We start from the raw sequence: 16,577 nt of genomic DNA on the forward strand, positions 1-16,577 counted from the left end.
CCTTGCTGTGGACCTACTGGATGGTGCTCCTCAGAGCGTGTTCGAGGATCGCGGCGCCCTCTTCGGCCTCCGCGACGGTCAGGGACAGGGGTGGGGCGATCCTGAGGGCGCTGGTGTTGTGCCCGCCGCCCTTGCCGAGCAGCAGCCCTTCGGCGCGGGCCGCCTCCAGGACGGCGGACGCGGCCTGCGGGTCCGCCTCGTCGGTGCCGGGCTTGACCAGCTCGACGCCGAGCATCAGACCGCGCCCGCGCACCTCCCGTACGCCGGGAACCTGCGCGGCGACGGACCGCAGCCGCTCGAGGAGCAGTCCGCCGACCCGCCGGGCGTTGCCCTGGAGGTCGTGTTCCAGGAGGTACGTCAGGTTCGCGAGGCCGGCCGCCATGGTGATCTGGGTGCCGCCGAAGGTCGAGATGCTGTTGGAGTCGAGGCAGTTCATGATCTCGCCGCGGGCGACGACTCCGCCGATGGACATGCCGTTGCCGATGCCCTTGGCGAAGGTGAGGATGTCCGGCGGGCCGGACTGCCCGTGCGCCTGCCAGCCCCAGAAGTGGTCGCCGGTGCGGCCCCAGCCGGTCTGCACCTCGTCGGCGATCCAGAGGATGCCCCGCTCCTGGAGCACTTCGCGGAAGGCGGCGTAGAGGCCGTCGGGCGGCGAGGTGAAGCCGCCGACGCCCTGGATCGGCTCGGCGATCAGGGCGGCGGGCGGGCGGGTGTGGCCGAGGAGGTCCTTGAGGTCGTCGACGCAGGCCGCGATGAAGTCGTCGTCGCCGAGGGAGGCGTACGGGCCGCGGGTGCGCACGCCTCCGTGGACGTACAGCGTCTGCAGCGGGGACAGCGAGGTGGGGGACCAGCCGCGGTTGCCGGTGATGCCGACCGCGCTGAAGGAGCGGCCGTGGTAGCTGTTGCGCATCGCCAGGATGGTGTTGCTGCGGCGGTAGGTCGTGGCCAGCAGCAGCGCGGTGTCGTTGGCCTCGGTGCCGGAGGTCGTGAAGAAGACCCGGGCGTCCGGGATGCCGGACAACTGGGCGACGCGCTCGGCGAGTTCGACCATCGGACGGTTCAGGTACAGGGTCGACGAGTGGATGATCCGCCCGGCCTGTTCGCTGACCGCCTTGGTGATCTCGGGCAGGGCGTGCGCGGTCATCGTGGTCAGGATGCCGCCGAAGAAGTCGAGGTACTTGTTGCCCTCGGAGTCCCAGACGTACCGGCCCTCGCCGTGCGTGATCTCCAGCGGCTGCTCGTAGTAGAGGGCGAGCCAGTCGGGCAGGACGGCCCGGTGGCGTCCCAGCAGGTCCTCGGTCACGGCTGCACCAGCCCTTCGTAGGCGTCGGGGCGGCGGTCGCGGTAGAACGCCCACTGCTGCCGCACTTCTTCGACGAGGTCGAAGTCCAGGTCGCGGACGACCAGCTCCTCCTCCTTGTCGCTCGCCGTCTCCCCCACGAACTGGCCGCGCGGGTCGACGAAGTACGAGGTTCCGTAGAAGTCGTTGTCGCCGTACTCCTCGACGCCGACCCGGTTGATGGCGGCGACGAAGTACTCGTTGGCGACGGCGGCCGCGGGCTGCTCCAGGCGCCACAGGTGGGAGGAGAGCCCCCGGTGCGTGGCGGACGGGTTGTAGACGAGCTGGGCGCCGTTCAGGCCCAGCTGCCGCCAGCCCTCCGGGAAGTGCCGGTCGTAGCAGATGTAGACGCCGACCTTGCCGACGGCGGTGTCGAAGACCGGCCAGCCGAGGTTGCCGGGCTTGAAGTAGTACTTCTCCCAGAAGCCCTTGACCTGCGGGATGTGGTGCTTGCGGTACTTGCCGAGGACGCTGCCGTCGGCGTCGATCACGACCGCGGTGTTGTAGTAGAAGCCGGACTGCTCGACCTCGAACACGGGCACGACGATCACCATGCCGGTCTCGCGGGCGAGTGCCTGCATACGACTCGTGGTGGGGCCGTCGGGCACCGGCTCGGCCCAGCGGTAGTGCTCCGGTTCCTGGACCTGGCAGAAGTAGGGGGCGTTGAACACTTCCTGGAACCCGATGATCTTCGCGCCCTGTCGGGCCGCCTCGCGGGCGTGCTCCTCGTGTTTCGCCACCATGGACTCGGTGTCGCCGGTCCAGGTGGCCTGGACCAGAGCGGCACGTACGACGTTGGCCATGAGCTGCTCCTTCGGCGGGACGTCAGAGCCTCTACGCCCGTAGATGTAGCCGTAGAGGGACGAACGTAAGCCTCCTGGAGAGGCTTGCCAAGACCATCGTCGTTAACCCGCGAAGTCGATCACGTTTCACACTCCAGTGGAGGAGTGACGTGCCGGGCCGGCGGGATTGTGGGGGACCTGTCAGGCGGAGAATCCGGCGACCCGCAGGGCGTGCACCAGGTCCCAGTGCCGCTCGTCCGAGACACCTCGCGCGGCGGCCAGCAGGAGCGGTACGAGGGTCCCCGGGCCCGGCTCGGCGCTGCGGGCGGCCTCCTCGGGGGTGCGGACGCGGACGTAGGCGTCGAGGAGCGCGGTGACCTCACGGCGGCGGCCCTCTGCGGCCAGCGCGAGCACGGCGGCGCCGATCTCGCCCGCGGGTCGCGCGACCCCCTGCCTGAGCACCTGCTCGCCGTCCGCGCTCCGCCCGGCCGCGACCAGGGCGTCCGCGGCGGCCACCAGCCGGTCGGCGGGGAGCGAGGCGGCCTCCCACAGCAGGGACGCCCAGTCGGCGCCGAGCCCGGCGTGCTGAAGCTCCGCGGCGAGCAGCGGGAAACGGTCGGCGGGCCAGTGGGCGACCTCGACGAGCAGGGCGTGCGCCTCGCCGGTACGCCCCTCCGAGCGCAGCCGCACCAGCGTGGCGACCGTCTCGGCGGTCTCCCGCCACGCCACCACGTCCGACGGCTCGGCCCACTCCTGCTCACGCACCGCCGGCACCTCCGCGGCCCCGGCGAAACGGGCCCCGCGCAGACTCCGTCCCTTCGCCACCGGCGCGGCGGGCAGATCGGGCACGGCGGCCGGGGGTACGGCCACGGGGGCACCGCCCTCGTCGCCCATACCGGCGAAACGGGCACCGCCACGCCGGCGCTTGCGCTTGGGGGCGGCTGCCTCCGGCGGCGGGGCAGGGGTGGGCTGTTGCGGGGGTTCCACGTCGTGGCGGGTGACCTGCGCCGGGGCCTGCGGGTACGGGGCGTATCCCGAACGGGTCACTTCAGTGGCACCGTGTTGCGGCGGTACGTCTCCGGGGGCATCCGCCCAGGTGGGGGCTGTCGACTGCGGTGCGTGCCCTGGGTGGAGCGCTTCGGCGTCTGTCTCCCTGACCGCGTCGCGCTGCTGCGGCATGTTCGGGAACTCGGCGCCTCGACCGCCGCCGGCAGCGCCACCCCCGAAGCCCCCCTCCCCGACCCGGCCCCGTCGGATCGCCCGGGCCTGGTCGGTCATCGCGCGGTGGTCCAACTCGGCTATCCGGGACTGGAGTTCGGCGCAACGCCGTACGGCGCGCTCGTGGTCGTCGCGGGCCCAGGCGAGGTCCAGGCGGATGGCGTCGGCCTCCTCCTGGGTGGTGGCGGTGGCGAGCCGGCGGCCCAGTTCGGCCTGCCGTTCCGCCGCGTAGCGCTGTTCGCGGAGCATGACGTCGAAGCGGTCGCCGAGGGCGTCCCGGCCGCCGGGGCGGGCGTCGTGGGCGGCCTGGGCGGCGGCGTGCAGGGGGCGGGCCCGCTCAGCCTCGGCGTGGGCCACCTCGGGGCCGTACTCCGCGGCGAGGTCCTGCAGGAGCGCCTCGACCACGTCCCAGGGCGGCACTTCGCGGCCGTCGAGGCAGGCCTGCATACCGTCCGGGTCGCGCTGCCAGAACACCGCGCACCAACCGGCGCCCTGATCCAGGCGCGCCAGTACACCGTCCAGATAGGCCACGAACTCCCGCATCCGGCCCGGGAGTTGATCCACTGCCATCGCTCAACTCCCGTTAGACCGGAGCACTCCGGTCCGTAAGGCAACACCAGCAGTGTTACGAACGGGCTACAGGCAGTTTGCAAAGGCGCAGCAGGTGCCTCCCGGCGCGCTCCCGGTCACTGAGCGAACTCCCGTCACACGCCCGCCAACTCGCACAGTCCGGCCAGCTCGTCCATGGACAGCCCGAGCGCCCGGGCGAGCGCGGCCACCGTGAAGAACGCCGGCGTCGGAGCCCGTCCGGTCTCGATCTTCCGGAGGGTCTCCGGGGAGATCCCGGCGGTCGTCGCGACCTCCGTCATGCTGCGGCCGCCGCGGGCCTCGCGCAGCAGCCGGCCGAGCCGTTCGCCGCGTTCGTGTTCTTCGGGAGTGAGAGGGGTGCGCACCATGGCCCCCATTCTAATACCGGTATAGTAATTGGCATGGTGGAGCTGAAGACGGATACCTCGATGGATGCCATGTACGAGGCGGGACAGGTGGTCGGGCGCGCCCTGACCGCCGTACAAGAGGCCGCTGACGTGGGCGTTTCCCTGTTGGAGCTGGACGAGGTGGCGCGTGGGGTGCTGCGGGAGGCCGGGGCGTCCTCGCCCTTCCTGGGCTATCGCCCCACCTTCGCCACCACTCCCTTCCCCGCCGTGATCTGCGCCTCCGTGAACGACGCGATCGTGCACGGCATCCCGACCGGCTACCGGCTGCGCGACGGCGACCTCGTCTCGATCGACTGCGGTGCCCAACTCGGCGGCTGGGCGGGGGACTCGGCGATCAGCTTCACCGTGGGCAGGCCGCGCCCCGCCGACCTCCGGCTGATCGAGACCGCGGAGCGGGCGCTGGCGGCGGGGATCGAGGCGGCGGTCGTGGGCAACCGCATCGGCGACATCGCGCACGCCATCGGCACGGTGTGCCGGGACGGCGGGTACGGCATCATGGACGACTTCGGCGGCCACGGCATCGGCCGCCGTATGCACGAGGACCCGCCGGTGCCGAACGAGGGGCGCCCGGGGCGGGGGCTCGCGCTGCGGCACGGCATGGTGCTCGCGATCGAGCCGATGCTCATCGCCGGCGGCACCGACGAGTACCACACGGCACCGGACGGCTGGACGCTGAAGACGAACGACGGTTCGCGCGCGGCGCACACCGAGCACACCGTGGCCATCACCGACGTGGGACCACGCGTCCTGACGGCGCGCTGAGCAGGCTCTCCGCAAGCGCTCGGTGGACCGGCGTCGGCCCGCCGAGCGCTGCGTGTGCCCCGCTCCCCCATCCGTGCGAAGGTGTAACCGGCTGACACCCGGGTTACCCGGCCCCGGCACGTCGATCAGCGAGGGGTGTCCCCGGCCCGCGCGGGGATGCCGGATGGGAACGCCATGACCAGCGGATTCAGCGGACCGGAAGGCTATGACGCCTTCGGAGAGTTCCTCGCCCGTTTCTTCGGCGGGCCGCGTCCCGGCCCCCGGCAGATCAACATCGGCCAGTTGCTGAGCCAGCCGGCCAGGGAGCTGGTGCGGGGCGCCGCGCAGTACGCCGCCGAGCACGGCAGCCGGGATCTGGACACCCAGCACCTGCTGCGGGCCGCCCTCTCCGCCGAGCCGACCCGGACCCTGCTGAGCCGGGCCGGAGCCGATCCCGACACGCTCGCCTCGGAGATCGACGAACGCTCCGGCCCCGTCCAGCACCAGCCGGAGGAGGCCCCGCCGCCCACCTCGCTGTCCCTCACCCCGGCCGCCAAGCGCGCCCTGCTCGACGCGCACGAGCTGGCCCGGGCCCGGGGCGCCGGTTACATCGGCCCGGAGCACGTGCTCAGCGCCCTGGCCGCCAACCCCGACTCGGCCGCCGGGCACATCCTCAACTCCGCCCGGTTCGCCCCCACCGGCCTGCCTCCCGAGGCGGCCCCGGACGGGGGACAGCCGAGCGGTGAGACACCGCGCGGCACGAGCACGCCCACCCTCGACAAGTACGGCCGCGATCTCACCGACCTGGCCCGCCACGGCCGTATCGACCCGGTCATCGGCCGGGACGAGGAGATCGAGCAGACCATCGAGGTGCTGTCCCGCCGCGGCAAGAACAACCCGGTGCTCATCGGTGACGCGGGCGTCGGCAAGACCGCCATCGTGGAAGGCCTGGCCCAGCGGATCGTCGACGGGGACGTACCCGACGTGCTGATCGGGCGCAGGGTCTTCGCCCTCGACCTGACCGGGGTGGTCGCGGGCACCCGCTACCGGGGCGACTTCGAGGAGCGGTTGACGAACATCGTGGGCGAGATCCGCGACAACTCCGACCGGCTGATCGTCTTCATCGACGAGCTGCACACGGTCGTCGGCGCGGGCGGAGGCGGCGAGGGCGGCTCCCTGGACGCCGGCAACATCCTCAAGCCCGCCCTGGCCCGCGGCGAACTGCACATCGTGGGCGCGACCACGCTGGAGGAGTTCCGCAGGATCGAGAAGGACGCGGCCCTGGCACGCCGCTTCCAGCCGATCCTGGTGCCGGAGCCCACCCCCGCGGACGCGATCGAGATCCTGCGCGGGCTGAGCGACCGCTACGAGGCCCACCACCAGGTCCGCTACACCGACGAGGCGCTGGTGGCCGCCGTGGAGCTCTCCGACCGCTACCTCCCCGACCGCCGGCTGCCGGACAAGGCGATCGACCTCATCGACCAGGCAGGAGCGCGGGTACGCCTCCGCGCCCGCACGAAGGGCACGGACGTACGGGCCCTGGAGCGCGAGGTCGAGCAGCTGAGCCTGGACAAGGACCAGGCGGTCGCCGACGAGCAGTACGAGCAGGCCACCCAACTACGCGACCGAATAGCCGAGTTGAAGCAGCGGATCGGCGAGGCCGGCGGGGACGGCGAGGCCGACGAGGGCCAGCACCTGGAGGTCACCACGGAGGCCATCGCCCAAGTGGTGTCCCGGCTCACCGGCATTCCGGTCAGCAGCCTCACCGAGGAGGAGAAGGACCGGCTGCTCGGCCTGGAGCGGCATCTGCACGGGCGGGTGGTCGGCCAGGACGAGGCCGTACGGGTCGTCTCGGACGCCGTCCTGCGCTCCCGTGCCGGCCTCGCGAGCCCGGACCGGCCGATCGGCAGCTTCCTCTTCCTCGGCCCGACCGGCGTCGGCAAGACCGAACTGGCCCGCGCCCTCGCCGAGTCCCTGTTCGGCAGCGAGGAGCGCATGGTCCGCCTGGACATGAGCGAGTACCAGGAGCGCCACACCGTCAGCCGCCTGGTCGGCGCCCCACCCGGATACGTGGGCCACGAGGAGGCGGGCCAGCTGACGGAGGTCGTCCGCAGGCACCCGTACTCCCTGCTCCTGCTCGACGAGGTGGAGAAGGCTCACCCGGACGTCTTCAACATCCTCCTCCAGGTCCTCGACGACGGACGGCTCACCGATTCACAGGGCCGTACGGTCGACTTCACCAACACGGTGATCGTGATGACGAGCAACCTGGGCTCCGAGGCGATCATCCGACGCGGCGCCGGCATCGGGTTCGGCGCGGGCGGCTCGGACACGGACGAGGAGGCGAGGCGCGAACAGATCCTGCGCCCCCTGCGCGACCACTTCCGCCCGGAGTTCCTGAACCGTATCGACGAGATCGTCGTCTTCCGCCAGCTGACGGGAGAGCAACTGCGCGAGATCACCAGGCTGTTGCTGGAGCGGACCCGCCGCATGCTCCACGCCCAGGGCATCACGGTCGACTTCACCGACCGGGCGATCGACTGGCTGGCCGAACGCGGCTACCAGCCGGAGTACGGCGCCCGTCCGCTGCGCCGCACGATCCAGCGAGAGGTCGACAACCAGCTGTCCCGGATGCTCCTCGACGGCACGGTCGAGGAGCGCGGCCAGGTGACGGTGGACGCCGAAGCGGGCGCCCTGGAATTCCGTACGGGGAACGCCTCCTAGGCGGCTACGGCGCGCGGTGCACCACCTGTGCGGACCCGCCACCGCGCCGAGAGGTCTCGGCAGCCGCGAGCCACTTCCCGCCCGGCAACCGCTGCACACCCGTCGCCGCCCCGATCTCCGGGTTCAGCTTGAAGGAATGCCCGATCGCCTCCAGCTGGGACCGCACCCCGCTGCTGTACAGCGCCGGCTCCAGCTCGGTCTGCGCGGCGTTGCGCTGGCTCGCCCGCGGCGCGGCGATCGCGTCGACCAACGGCAGCCCGCGGTCCACGAACTCGGTCAGCACCTGGAGCACGGTCGTGATGATGGTCGCCCCGCCGGGCGAACCCAGGGCCACCACGGGCTGGTTGTGCCGGTCCAGCACGATCGTCGGCGAGATCGAGGACCGCGGCCGCTTGCCGGGCCCCGGCAGGTTCGGGTCGTGCACAGCGGGGTTCGCCGGCACGAAGGAGAAGTCCGTCAGCTCGTTGTTGAGGATGAACCCGCGCCCGGGCACGGTGATCGCGCTGCCACCGGTCTGCTCGATGGTCAGCGTGTAGGAGACGACGTTCCCCCACTTGTCGGCCACCGTCAGATGCGTGGTGTTCTCGCCCTCGTACGTCGTCGGAGCCGCGGTGCCCCGGTCCGTGCACGCCCCTGGATTGCGCGGGTCCCCGGGCGCCACCGGACTCGTGAGCACCGAGTCGTCCCTGATCAGACAGGCCCGCGAGTCGGCGAACCGCTGCGACAGCAGCCCCTTCGTCGGTACGTCCTCGAAGGCGGGGTCGCCGACCCAGCGCCCCCGGTCCGCGAACGCGATCCGGCTGGCCTCGATGTAGTGGTGCAGGTACTGGACCTCACTGGCCTTGGAGAGGTCGGTGTGCTCGAGGATGTTGAGGGCCTCGGCGACCGTCGTACCGCCCGAGGAGGAGGGCGCGATGGAGTAGACGCCGAGCCCGCGGTAGGAGGTCTTGGTGGGCTTCTGAAGCTTGGCCCGGTAGGCGGCGAGGTCCTTCTCGGACAGCTCACCCGGCCGTGCGTTCCAGCCCGAACTCGGGTCCACGGGCGGGTGGTTCACCGTGTCGACGATGTCGTCGCCGAGGTCGCCGCGGTAGATCGCGTCGGCGCCCTTGCGGCCCAGCTCCCGGTAGGTGCGGGCGAGGTCGGGGTTCTTGATGGTGGACCCGACGACCGGCAGCTGCCCGCCGGGCAGGAAGAGCTTCGCGGTGTCGGGGAAGTACCGGAACCGCGTCTCGTTGGACGCGGTCTGCGAGCGGAAGGTGTCGTCGACCGTGAACCCGTTCCGGGCGATCCGCTCGGCCGGCTTCAGGACGCTGCCGAGCGATCTGCTGCCCCACTCGCCCAGGGCCGTGGCCCACGTGGCCGGTGTGCCCGGCGTGCCGACGCTCAGGCCGCTGCTGACGGCGTCGGCGAAGGCGAGCGGCTTGCCGTTCTCCACGAACAGGTCGGAGTCGGCGGTCAGCGGTGCCGTCTCGCGGCCGTCGATCGTGTGGACGGTACGGGACTTGGCGTCGTAGTAGACGAAGTAGCCGCCTCCGCCGATGCCGGAGGAGTACGGCTCGGTGACGCCGAGCGCGGCGGCGGTGGCGACGGCCGCGTCGACCGCGTTGCCGCCCTTCCTCAGGACCTCGATGCCGGCGGCGGAGGCGTCCGCGTCGACGCTGGAGACGGCGCCGCCGTAGCCCACGGCGACGGGTGCCTTCCCGGGTGCCGAGGCGGCCTGGGGCGGTGCTACCGCTCCCACCGACACCACGGCGGCCGAGACCGCCAGCACCGACAGTTTCCGTGCGACAGGGCGACGCATCCGTACCTCCAGTCCAGGACCGTCCGCGCAGCGTAACCACATCACCGGGACCCCGACACCCCCCATCGGGTCAGGTGTCATGCGAATGCCACACATCGAACACCGGTACGTACCAGCCGTGTCGGCCGCTAGCATGCGCGCACATGACTGACGACGTGCGCAACATCGTCCTGGGTGTGGTGGCGGCGGGCATCAGCGCCGCGCTCGGCTGGCTCGCCCGGACGTATCTGTGGAAGCGGAAACTCCGCCGCAAGCAGGCGTTCTTCGGGCTGCCGGACAACTCCGAGTCACTGCTGGTCGTGAACCGCGGCGCGGGCGGCCCGGACCTGGCGGTGATGCGCTACGACGTGTTCGCCCTTCTGGAGCTCGCCGCGCTCATCAAGGACTGCAACGCGCACGCCCAGGTCCTTCCGCACGACGCGGCACGGCAGGGCTTCGGCGAGCGCACCGAGTTCTGCGTCGGCGGGCCGGCCTCGAACCGCCGTATGGCCGCCCACCTTTCGTCCCTGCTGCCCGGCGTCCGGGTCAACGTGGACGCCGAACCGAGCCCGGACCGCGGCGCCTTCCAGGTGGGCACCGAGCGCTACCGTGTGGAGGTCGGCACGTCCGAGTACGCCCTCCTCGCCCGGCTCACCGTCGAGCAGAGCAACGGCGCCCGGCCGGTGTTCCTCTTCTGCGGCCAGACCGCGATCACCAACCAGGCCGCGACCCGCTATCTGGCCCGCAACCACGAGCGGTTGACCCGCAAGTACGGCGACAGCACCTTCGTCCTGCTGCTGCGGGTGGTCAACTCCGGTGCGTACGGCCCGGACGTCGTGGAGCTGGTCGCGGACGTGACCCGGGAGGCCAAGACGCCTCTTCCGGCGACCGCGGCTCCACGCAACTCCCACCGCGCCTCCTGAATTGATTCACATGCCAACAATCGTTACTCCCACGTAACTTACCGACGGGTTACCTCCGGTAAAGCCTCGAGGTTACCGTCTGGTCACTTTGCATTGACACGAGTAGGGAGTGACCCGTGGGACACCCTCGCAAGGCCCTGCGTACGACCACCGTGGGCGCCGTCTCCGCGACTCTGATCGCCGGAAGCGCCCTCGGACTCGCCCCCACCGCCCAGGCGGCGGACGCCGTCCGTTTCGTGGACATCACCGGCGACGGCGGAACCGTCCTCAAGGCGAACGTCATCACGCCCGCCGGAGCCGACGACTCCCGGCGCTACCCGCTGCTCGTCCTGCCCACGAGCTGGGGTCTGCCCCAGATCGAGTACCTCGCCCAGGCCCAGAAGCTCGCGGACTCCGGCTACATCGTGGTCAGTTACAACGTCCGCGGGTTCTGGCAGTCGGGCGGGGAGATAGAAGTGGCGGGTCCTCCCGACACCGCCGACGCGTCCAAGGTCATCGACTGGGCGCTCGCCAACACCCCCGCCGACGCACAGCACATCGGCATGGCGGGCGTCTCCTACGGCGCCGGCATCAGCCTCCTCGCCGCCGCACACGACAAGCGCGTCAAGGCCGTCGCCGCGCTCAGCGGCTGGGCCGACCTGATCGACTCGATCTACTCCGGCCGCACCCAGCACGTCCAGGCCGGGGCCCTGCTGGACGGTGCGAGCCTGGTCACCGGCCGCCAGAGCGCCGAGATCCGGCAGATCTTCGACAACTTCTACGCGTCGAACCTGTCGAAGGAACAGGAGATGATCGATTGGGGGAAGAAACGTTCGGCCGCAACATACGTGGACCAACTGAACAAGAACGGCGCGGCGGTCATGATGGCCAACGCGTGGGGCGACACGGTCTTCCCGCCCAACCAGTACGCGGACTTCTACGAGAAGCTGACCGGCCCGAAGAGACTGGAGTTCCGCCCCGGCGACCACGCCACGGCCGAACTGACCGGACTGTTCGGCCTGCCCAACGACGTGTGGACCGACACCGAGCGCTGGTTCGACCACTACCTCAAGGGCACGGACAACGGGATCGACCACGAGGAGCCGGTCCGGCTCAAGTCCCGTTCCACGGGCGGCTACGAGGGTTATCCGGACTGGAAGTCGGTCGGCGCGACCCGCAAGAAGATCGCTCTCTCGGGCACCACCACGATCCACACCAACGTCGACTCGGGCGCGGACGGCGGGATCGTCTTCCTGTCCAGCATCCTCGACCAGATCGCCCAGGCTCCGCCGGTCGCCTCGATCCCGCTGCTTCCGCGCCGGTGGGCCGCCGTGTGGCAGTCGGAGAAGTACCCGAGCGCCCAACGAGTGCGCGGCACCGCGAAGTTGCACACCACCGTCACCCCCACCAAGGAGAGCGGCACCCTCGTCGCCTACCTCTATGACGTGGGGCCGCTCGGCCTCGGCAAGCTGGTCTCCAACGCGCCGTACACCTTCCACGGCCAGACGCCGGGGAAGCCGTTCGGCGTCGACCTGGAGCTGTTCTCCACGGCCTATGACGTCCCGGCAGGGCACCGGCTGGCCCTGGTGGTGGACACGGTCGACCCGCTCTACATCGAGCACAACCCGTCCGGCGCTCAGCTGACCTTCTCCTCACCGGCGAACGACCCGTCGTACGTGTCGATTCCGCTGCGCGAGCAGTGATCTCCGGCCGGCGCCGGGCGGGTAGGGCTCTGTGACTGTTGCCCCCTACGGCTGACGGGCCGTGGGGGGTCCCCCACCCGGCAGCAGCGTCCCTGGAGGTTCGGTCGCCGTCACCCTGGGGGTGAGCGGACCATCGTAGTCGAGGCTCGAAGCCATGGCCGTCGCTCCTCTCAGTGCTTGAGGATCTTGGAGAGGAAGTCCCTGGCGCGCTCGCTGTCCGGGTTGGTGAAGAAGTCGTCGGGGGCGCGGTCCTCGACGATGCGGCCGTCGGCCATGAACACCACGCGGTTGGCGGCCGAGCGGGCGAAGCCCATCTCGTGGGTGACGACGACCATGGTCATGCCCTCCCGGGCCAGTTGCTGCATGACCTCCAGGACCTCGTTGATCATCTCCGGGTCGAGGGCCGAGGTGGGCTCGTCGAACAGCAGGGCCTTGGGCTCCATGGCGAGGGCGCGGGCGATGGCCACGCGCTGCTGCTGACCGCCGGAGAGCTGGGCCGGGTACTTGTCCGCCTGGTCGGCGAGGCCCACCCGGTCGAGGAGTTGGCGGGAGCGCTGGTCGGCCTGGTCCTTCTTGCGGCCGCGGACCTTGACCTGGGCCAGCGACACGTTCTGCAGGACCGTCTTGTGGGCGAACAGGTTGAAGGACTGGAAGACCATGCCGACCTCGGCACGGAGCTTCGCGAGGGCCTTGCCCTCCTCGGGCAGCGGCTGCCCGTCGAGCGTGATGGAACCGGACTTGATGGTCTCCAGGCGGTTGATCGTCCTGCAGAGCGTGGACTTGCCCGACCCCGAGGGGCCGATGACCACGACCACCTCCCCCTTGCCGACGGTGAGGTTGATGTCCTGCAGGACATGCAGCTCCCCGTAGTACTTGTTGACGTCACGCAGTTCGATCAACGGATCGACGACGGCCATACCCAGCCCTACTCACTCTCAGCTGTGTCGTGGTTGCCGCAACCTATCGAGGCAAGATCGGACTTGAGGAACGACACGCACTTTTCGATCATAAGCCGTATTTACGCCGCGCTTACGGCCATGGATTCACTCCTCGGCGACCTCGGCGTAGAGCTGCGACAGCTCGGGCACCCCGCTCGCGGCCCACTCGTGCCCGGAGGCCACCACGTCGAACTCGCGGCCCGATTCCAGCCGGATCACGGGCTGGCCGTCCGAGCGCAGATCCCAGGCCGCCCCCGGGACGGTCCGCACGATGACCGTGCCCAGATAGAGCCCGGCGTCGTTGCCCAGCCAGAGCAGGATCTCCTCGTCGTCCCGCCAGCCCGGCACGAGCTGGTCGAGCGCCTCCAACGAGGCCGCCGTGTCGTCCAGTAGGACACCCGAGCGGGAGGCGTGGGAGCGCAGGAGCTCGCACTCGGAGAGGAGTTCGGCGATGCCCTCGGGATCGCGGGTCCCCGGCTTCTCACTCCAGCCGCCCAGAAAAGGGATCTTCATACGCCCAGCGTGTCACTCACTCGGCCCTGTGCACCACAGGCGCGCGGGCTGTCGTTTCCACCGTGCCGGGTGAGCGAGGCCCGGACGTCCACGTCGTGGTCCAGGCGTCCGGATCGTGGTCTAGACGTCCAGGTCGACGACGACCGGTGCGTGGTCGGAGGCGCCCTTGCCCTTGCGCTCCTCGCGGTCGACGTACGCGTCGGTGACGGCCTTCGCGAAGGGCTCGTTGCCGTAGACCAGGTCGATGCGCATGCCGCGGTTCTTGGGGAAGCAGAGCTGGCGGTAGTCCCAGTACGTGAACGGGTGGTCGTACTTGAGGGGCCGCGGGACCACGTCCGACAGGCCCGCCTCGCGCAGGGCGGCGAGGGCGGCGCGCTCGGCGGGGGTGACGTGGGTGAGGCCCTCGAAGGCGGCCACGTCGTGGACGTCATCGTCCGTCGGCGCCACGTTGTAATCACCCAGGACCGCGAAGGGGCGGCTGCCGGCCGCGTCACCGGCGACGGCGGCCTTCAGGGCCTCGAACCACTGGAGCTTGTACGCGTAGTGCGGGTGGTCGACCTCGCGGCCGTTGGGCACGTAGACCGACCAGACGCGGACCGGGCCGCAGGTCGCGGAGATCGCGCGGGGCTCCGTGGCACCGTCGTAACCGGGGTCACCGGGCAGGCCCTTCACGACGTCCTCCAGGCCCACCCGGGAGATCACCGCCACGCCGTTCCACCGGCCCGTCGCGTGGACCGCCGCCTCGTAGCCCGCCTCGCGCAGCTGGTCGAACGGGAACTGCTCCTCGGCGAGCTTGGCCTCCTGGAGGCACAGCACATCGGTGCCGGTGCTCTCCAGCCAGGCCAGCAGCCTCGGGAGACGAGCGGTGATCGAGTTGACGTTCCAGGTCGCGATGCGCATGCCTGACAACCTACCCGGCGGCACTGACACTCACAGAGCCGTGCTCTCCCCCGGCTTCAGCCGCAGGTGCTCCGCGCCGCCGAGGGCGCCGATCTGGCTGTCGTAGACCGGTCGGGCGAGGTCCGTGAGAAGGGCGTCGTGGATGTCGTAGGCACGCTGGGGCCCTACCTCACGGACGTAGTCGATGACCTCGGAGATCTTGCTCCAGGGGGCCATGACGGGGAGCATCAGCGTCTCGACGGCGTGGTCGGGGACGGTGAGGGCGTCGCCGGGGTGGAAGACCGCGCCGCCGTCGATCAGGTAACCGACGTTGGTGATGCGCGGGATGTCCGGGTGGATCACGGCGTGCAGCTCGCCGTGGACTTGGACGTCGAAGCCGGCGGCGGTGAAGGTGTCGCCGTGGCCGACGGTGTGCACGCGGCCCGGGAAGGCCGTCCCGATCTTCTCGGCGACCGACTTCAGCGTCCAGATCTCGGCTGCCGGATTGGCGTCCAGGGCCACCCGCAGCCGTTCCTCGCTGAAGTGGTCGAGGTGCTCGTGGGTGACGAGGATCGCGTCCGCGCCGAGGGCGGCGTCCTCCTCGCTGAAAGCCCCGGGGTCGAGGACGAGCGTCTGTCCGTCCTTCTCCAGACGGACACAGGCGTGCGACATCTTCGTGAGCTTCATGGATCCATCCTGCCTGGGCGAAGCGCCCGGCTCACTCGGTGGGGGTGGTCTCCTCGCGGATGACCCGCTGGGCCACCTTGAACGCGCTGGCGGCCGCCGGAACACCGCAGTAGACGGCCGCCTGGAGCAGCACTTCCTTGATCTCTGAGGGAGTGAGGCCGTTGCGCAGGGCGGCCCGGGTGTGGACGGCGAGCTCGTCCAGGTGGCCGCCCGCGACCAGCGCGGTGAGCGTGGCGACGCTGCGGGAACGGCGGTCGAGCCCCGGCCGGTCCCAGATCTCGCCCCAGGCGTAGCGGGTGAGGAACTCCTGGAAGTCGCCCGAGAAGTCGTCGGCCTGCGCCAGCGCCCGGTCGACATGCGCGTCGCCGAGCACCTCGCGGCGCACCTTGATGCCGGTGTCGTACGGATCGGCACGGCCCGCCGTGTGCGGGTCCGGGGCGGCCGGTGCGATCTCGGCGATCGGCACGGGGTGCGGCGGCGCGGCGTTGAGGACCGGTGTGAGGGGGGCGGTGGGGATCGCCGTCTGGCCGGTGCTGGAGTCGAAGGCGGCCTGCCAGGCGGTGGAGAAGTGTCTGACCAGGAGGTCGGTGACGGCGGCGGGCTGCTCGACCGGCACCAGGTGGGAGGCGCCGGGTACGACGGCGAGCCGGGCGTCCGGGATGCCCGCGACCAGGGTGCGAGCCTCGGCGGGGCCGGTGACCTGGTCGTCGGAGCCGACGAGGACCAGGGTCGGCACCCCGACGCTCGCGAGGCCGGCCCGCACGTCGAACGCGGCGAGCGCCTCGCAGGCCGCGATGTAGCAGCCGGGGTCGGTGGTGCGCACCATCTGCACGGCCCACTCGGTGATCGCGGGCTGGGCGGCGGCGAACCCGGAGGTGAACCAGCGGTCGGGCGAGGTGCGGGCGATGGGATCGAGCCCGTTCGTCCGCACGATCACCCCGCGCTGGCGGAACTCGTCGGCGGTGCCGAAGCGGGGCGAGGCGGCGATCAGCGCGAGGGAGGCGAGCCGCTCCGGGTGGCGCAGCGCCAGCTCGATGCCGACCGCGCCGCCGAGCGCGCAGCCCGCGTAGCCGAAGCGCTGCACCCCGAACCGGTCGAGCGTGGCGAGCAGCCGGTCGGTGAGGTCGCCGACCGAGCCCGCCGGGTAGGCGGGGGCGCCGCCGTGTCCCGGCAGGTCGAACCGGAAGACGCGCCACTGCTTGACCAGTTCGGGGACCTGGCGGTCCCACATGTGCCAGGTGGTACCCAATGAGGGACCGAGGATCAGGACGGGAGCCTCTTCTGGCCCGTCGAAGCGGTATTGCAGGGTGTTCGGTGGTGTCTCGCTCACCCGTCCGAGCCTCTCATCTTTCACGACAGCCCCTCTGAGCGGGGTC

At 70.9% G+C, this 16,577-nt stretch carries 14 protein-coding genes; 4 read left to right on the forward strand and 10 right to left on the reverse strand.

Annotated elements, in window-relative coordinates; genetic code table 11:
• Positions 1–13: 13 nt before the first annotated feature.
• From ACZ39I_RS38185 to ACZ39I_RS38200, 4 genes are all read right to left on the reverse strand, one after another.
• Positions 14–1,303, reverse strand: a complete 1,290-nt coding sequence (locus ACZ39I_RS38185; RefSeq protein ID WP_467249829.1) for an aspartate aminotransferase family protein — start codon at positions 1,301–1,303, stop codon at positions 14–16.
• Positions 1,300–2,142, reverse strand: a complete 843-nt coding sequence (locus ACZ39I_RS38190; RefSeq protein WP_403665108.1) for a nitrilase-related carbon-nitrogen hydrolase — start codon at positions 2,140–2,142, stop codon at positions 1,300–1,302. The genes ACZ39I_RS38185 and ACZ39I_RS38190 overlap by 4 nt, the downstream gene beginning before the upstream one ends.
• 180 nt (positions 2,143–2,322) lie before the next feature.
• Positions 2,323–3,909: a hypothetical protein gene (locus ACZ39I_RS38195; RefSeq protein WP_467249832.1), complete on the reverse strand. Its 1,587-nt coding sequence runs from the start codon at positions 3,907–3,909 to the stop codon at positions 2,323–2,325.
• A gap of 134 nt (positions 3,910–4,043) precedes the next feature.
• Positions 4,044–4,295, reverse strand: a complete 252-nt coding sequence (locus ACZ39I_RS38200; RefSeq protein WP_352381469.1) for a helix-turn-helix domain-containing protein — start codon at positions 4,293–4,295, stop codon at positions 4,044–4,046.
• A 33-nt stretch (positions 4,296–4,328) separates the two neighbouring features.
• On the opposite strand from ACZ39I_RS38200, the gene map reads away from it, so the two are divergent.
• Together map and ACZ39I_RS38210 are read left to right on the forward strand one after the other, a co-directional pair.
• A complete protein-coding gene (gene map, locus ACZ39I_RS38205; RefSeq protein WP_467249834.1) occupies positions 4,329–5,096 on the forward strand; it encodes a type I methionyl aminopeptidase in 768 nt (255 codons plus the stop codon).
• Positions 5,097–5,270: 174 nt separating this feature from the next.
• The gene (locus tag ACZ39I_RS38210; protein ID WP_467249836.1) at positions 5,271–7,799 is read left to right on the forward strand and encodes an ATP-dependent Clp protease ATP-binding subunit; all 2,529 of its coding nucleotides are present in this window, start codon (positions 5,271–5,273) and stop codon (positions 7,797–7,799) included.
• Between the two features lie 4 nt (positions 7,800–7,803).
• Here ACZ39I_RS38210 and ggt read toward each other — a convergent pair whose 3' ends face one another.
• Entirely contained in the window at positions 7,804–9,600 is a 1,797-nt protein-coding gene (gene ggt, locus ACZ39I_RS38215; protein ID WP_467249837.1) for a gamma-glutamyltransferase, read from the reverse strand.
• Between the two features lie 143 nt (positions 9,601–9,743).
• Between ggt and ACZ39I_RS38220 the strand changes: the two genes are divergently transcribed.
• On the forward strand, positions 9,744–10,502 hold the full coding sequence (locus ACZ39I_RS38220) for a hypothetical protein (protein ID WP_467249839.1): 759 nt from the start codon (positions 9,744–9,746) through the stop codon (positions 10,500–10,502).
• Between the two features lie 116 nt (positions 10,503–10,618).
• A complete protein-coding gene (locus tag ACZ39I_RS38225; RefSeq protein ID WP_467249841.1) occupies positions 10,619–12,184 on the forward strand; it encodes a CocE/NonD family hydrolase in 1,566 nt (521 codons plus the stop codon).
• Between the two features lie 170 nt (positions 12,185–12,354).
• Here ACZ39I_RS38225 and ACZ39I_RS38230 read toward each other — a convergent pair whose 3' ends face one another.
• The 5 genes from ACZ39I_RS38230 to pcaDC form a co-directional block, all read right to left on the reverse strand.
• Positions 12,355–13,101 carry an amino acid ABC transporter ATP-binding protein gene (locus ACZ39I_RS38230; protein ID WP_356022428.1) on the reverse strand — a complete coding sequence of 249 codons (747 nt, stop codon included), beginning with the start codon at positions 13,099–13,101 and terminating at the stop codon, positions 12,355–12,357.
• A gap of 126 nt (positions 13,102–13,227) precedes the next feature.
• On the reverse strand, positions 13,228–13,635 hold the full coding sequence (locus ACZ39I_RS38235) for a DUF6278 family protein (RefSeq protein ID WP_306974396.1): 408 nt from the start codon (positions 13,633–13,635) through the stop codon (positions 13,228–13,230).
• Positions 13,636–13,755: 120 nt separating this feature from the next.
• Complete coding sequence (locus tag ACZ39I_RS38240; protein WP_467249843.1) at positions 13,756–14,535, reverse strand: exodeoxyribonuclease III; 780 nt, start codon at positions 14,533–14,535, stop codon at positions 13,756–13,758.
• A gap of 30 nt (positions 14,536–14,565) precedes the next feature.
• Positions 14,566–15,201 carry an MBL fold metallo-hydrolase gene (locus ACZ39I_RS38245; protein ID WP_467249845.1) on the reverse strand — a complete coding sequence of 212 codons (636 nt, stop codon included), beginning with the start codon at positions 15,199–15,201 and terminating at the stop codon, positions 14,566–14,568.
• Between the two features lie 31 nt (positions 15,202–15,232).
• Complete coding sequence (pcaDC, locus tag ACZ39I_RS38250; RefSeq protein ID WP_467249847.1) at positions 15,233–16,531, reverse strand: bifunctional 3-oxoadipate enol-lactonase/4-carboxymuconolactone decarboxylase PcaDC; 1,299 nt, start codon at positions 16,529–16,531, stop codon at positions 15,233–15,235.
• Between the last annotated feature and the right edge of the window lie 46 nt (positions 16,532–16,577).

The sequence above is a fragment of the Streptomyces sp. NPDC024687 genome, from assembly GCF_055559055.1.